This is a genomic window from Thioalkalivibrio sp. (assembly GCF_041685615.1).
Taxonomy (GTDB): Bacteria; Pseudomonadota; Gammaproteobacteria; order Ectothiorhodospirales; family Ectothiorhodospiraceae; genus Thioalkalivibrio.
The window spans coordinates 1-2,533 of the sequence record NZ_JAWLFK010000109.1 but is presented as its reverse complement, the minus strand read 5'-3'; the positions used below and the strand labels follow the sequence as shown (position 1 = coordinate 2,533).

Below are 2,533 nucleotides of genomic sequence, written 5' to 3'. Positions count from 1 at the left end.
ACCCAGCGCATGAAGAACCAGCCGGCCTCGGCATCGGTGTGCTGGGCCGCCTCGGTGATCCAGCCATCGGTGTTGGCGATCGCGTTGGCAATGCGCGCGACAATCCCGTGCTGATCAGGGCAGCGAATGCTCAGCCGAAACCGGGGTCGATCATCCATCGGGTCTGGTGTCCTGGGTCAGGTCAAGGGCGGTTAACAGGAAGATGGGAAGGCCGGAAGGTTTTTGGGGTGAGGGCCCTGGTTTGGGGCTTGGGGTATGCCCCGAACCTTTGTCATGTCCTGGGCGCCATCACCCAATCCCTTCTTCCAGTCTTCGCGTCTTCCTGTAGACCGTCCTTTCAGGCGGATTCGCGGCGCAGGCCGGAGGGGATGGAGAAGGTGATGGTCTCCTCGCGCCCGGACAGTTCGGATACGGTGTCGACGCCGTGCTCGCGCAGGAAGTCGAGCACCTCGTTGACCAGGACCTCCGGGGCCGAGGCGCCGGCGGTGACGCCGATGCGGGTTTTGCCCTCGAGCCAGGCCGGGTCGATGTCGGCGGCGCCATCCACCAGGTAGGAGTCCACGCCCATGCGGGCGCCGATCTCGCTCAGGCGGTTGGAGTTCGAGCTGTTTTTCGAGCCGACCACCAGCAGCAGATCGCATTGCTTCGCCAGGTCCTTCACCGCGTCCTGACGGTTCTGGGTGGCGTAGCAGATGTCCATCTTGCGCGGGCCTTCGATCTTCGGGAAGCGAGCGGTGAGGGCGTCGATAATCCCGGCGGTGTCGTCCATCGACAGCGTGGTCTGGGACACGAAGGCCAGGCGGTCGGGATTCGCCACCCCCAGGTTCTCGACGTCCGCGACGGTCTCGACCAGCATCATATGGCCCCCCTGGGAGTCGTCGAACTGCCCCATGGTGCCCTCGACTTCCGGGTGCCCGGCGTGGCCGATCAGCACCACCTCGCGGCCCTCGCGGGCATAGCGTGCCACCTCCAGGTGCACCTTGGTGACCAGCGGACAGGTCGCGTCGAATACCGTCAGGCCACGCTGCTCGGCCTCCTGCTGCACGCGCTTCGGTACGCCGTGGGCGGAGAAAATCACCACCTGCCCGTCGGGGACCTCCTCGAGTTCCTCGACGAACTTGACCCCGGCCGCTTCCAGTCGCCCGACCACATGGCGGTTGTGCACGACCTCGTGGCGCACATACAGCGGCGCGCCGTAGATCTCCAGGGCGCGCTCGACGATCTCGATGGCGCGTTCCACTCCGGCACAGAAACCGCGCGGATTCGCGAGCTGGGCCTGCATGATCATGGTGTTCTCCTGCGGTGGCGACCTACTGGGGTTCCCGTACGGATACCACATCCACCTCGAAGGTGAAGTGTTGCCCCGCCAGCGGGTGGTTGAAATCGACCGTCACGGTGTCGTCCTCCACCGCCTCGATGCGTCCCGGCACGGCATCCCCGGAGGGGCTGTTGAACTCGTAGATGTAGTCGACTTCCAGCGGCAGGTCATCCGGGAACTGCGAGCGCGGCATCTGTTGCACTGCCGCCTGATCCCGGAACGGGAACATGACGCCGGCCTCGATCGCAAATTCCCGGTGGTCACCGGCCTCCAGTCCGACCAGAAGATCTTCCAGCCCGGGCAGGATCTCGCCGGAGCCGATCTCCAGGGTGATGGGTTCCTCGCCCGTCCCGTCCACGACAAAGCCGTTGTCCAGGATCAGGCGGTAGTGCATCTCGATGTGCGCGCCCTTGGTGGCCGTGGTCATGTGTGCTCCCGTGTTCAGTGCTTGTCTTCGGAGTGGCTGCGATCACCCTCGATGAAGGTGGCCACGATCAGCGCGGCCGCCCCCACCACGATGGCCATGTCCGCCACGTTGAAGGCCGGCCAGTGATAGCCGGCCCAGTGAAAGTCGAGAAAATCCACCACCGCGCCGTAGCGCACGCGGTCGATCAGGTTGCCGATGGCCCCGCCCAGGACCAGGCCCAGGGCCGTCACGGACCACCAGGCCTGGCGCGGCAGGCGGGCCAGCCAGCCGACGATCAGCAGTCCGATGACCACGGCAATGCCGGTCAGGATCCAGCGGCCCCAGTCCCCGGCCCCGGCCAGGAAGCTGAAGGCCGCGCCGGGGTTGTACACCAGCGACAGGTTGAAAAACCTTGTTACCTCCATCGGCGCGAACTGCGTCAGGGCATACTCCGCCCATATCTTGGTGACCTGGTCCGTGGCCACGATGGCCACCGCGATCAGCAGCCCGGGGCCGAGACCGGAACCGTGCAGCCGCATCAGGCGAGACGCCGGGTCTCGCCCGGGCCTTCCACGTTGCTGACACAGCGGCCACACAGTTCCGGGTGCTGCGCGTGCTCGCCGACATCCGGGCGCCGGTGCCAGCAGCGTACGCACTTGGGCTGCTCGCTCTTGTGCACCACGACGCCCAGCGCGGTGCCGTCGTTCAGCTCGGCGCCATGCGCGCCTTCCGGGGTGGCGCCCATGGCCAGGCGGGCCTCGGAGGTGATCAGCACAAAGCGCAGTTCGTCGCCAAGGCGTTCCAGCAGG

4 protein-coding genes and 1 pseudogene are annotated in these 2,533 nt (G+C 66.3%); all 5 read right to left on the bottom strand.

What is annotated here, in order from left to right:
- Positions 1–158: pseudogene (locus ACESLR_RS12015) on the bottom strand (formyltetrahydrofolate deformylase); the annotation flags it as partial.
- A 179-nt stretch (positions 159–337) separates the two neighbouring features.
- On the bottom strand, positions 338–1,288 hold the full coding sequence (ispH, locus tag ACESLR_RS12010) for a 4-hydroxy-3-methylbut-2-enyl diphosphate reductase (protein WP_373067800.1): 951 nt from the start codon (positions 1,286–1,288) through the stop codon (positions 338–340).
- 22 nt (positions 1,289–1,310) lie between these two features.
- On the bottom strand, positions 1,311–1,745 hold the full coding sequence (locus tag ACESLR_RS12005; RefSeq protein WP_373026004.1) for a peptidylprolyl isomerase: 435 nt from the start codon (positions 1,743–1,745) through the stop codon (positions 1,311–1,313).
- A 14-nt stretch (positions 1,746–1,759) separates the two neighbouring features.
- Complete coding sequence (gene lspA, locus ACESLR_RS12000) at positions 1,760–2,263, bottom strand: signal peptidase II (protein WP_373026005.1); 504 nt, start codon at positions 2,261–2,263, stop codon at positions 1,760–1,762.
- The coding region (locus ACESLR_RS11995) for a zinc finger domain-containing protein (RefSeq protein WP_373067794.1) at positions 2,263–2,533 on the bottom strand (271 nt) is incomplete at its 5' end. The genes ACESLR_RS11995 and lspA, both read right to left, overlap by 1 nt.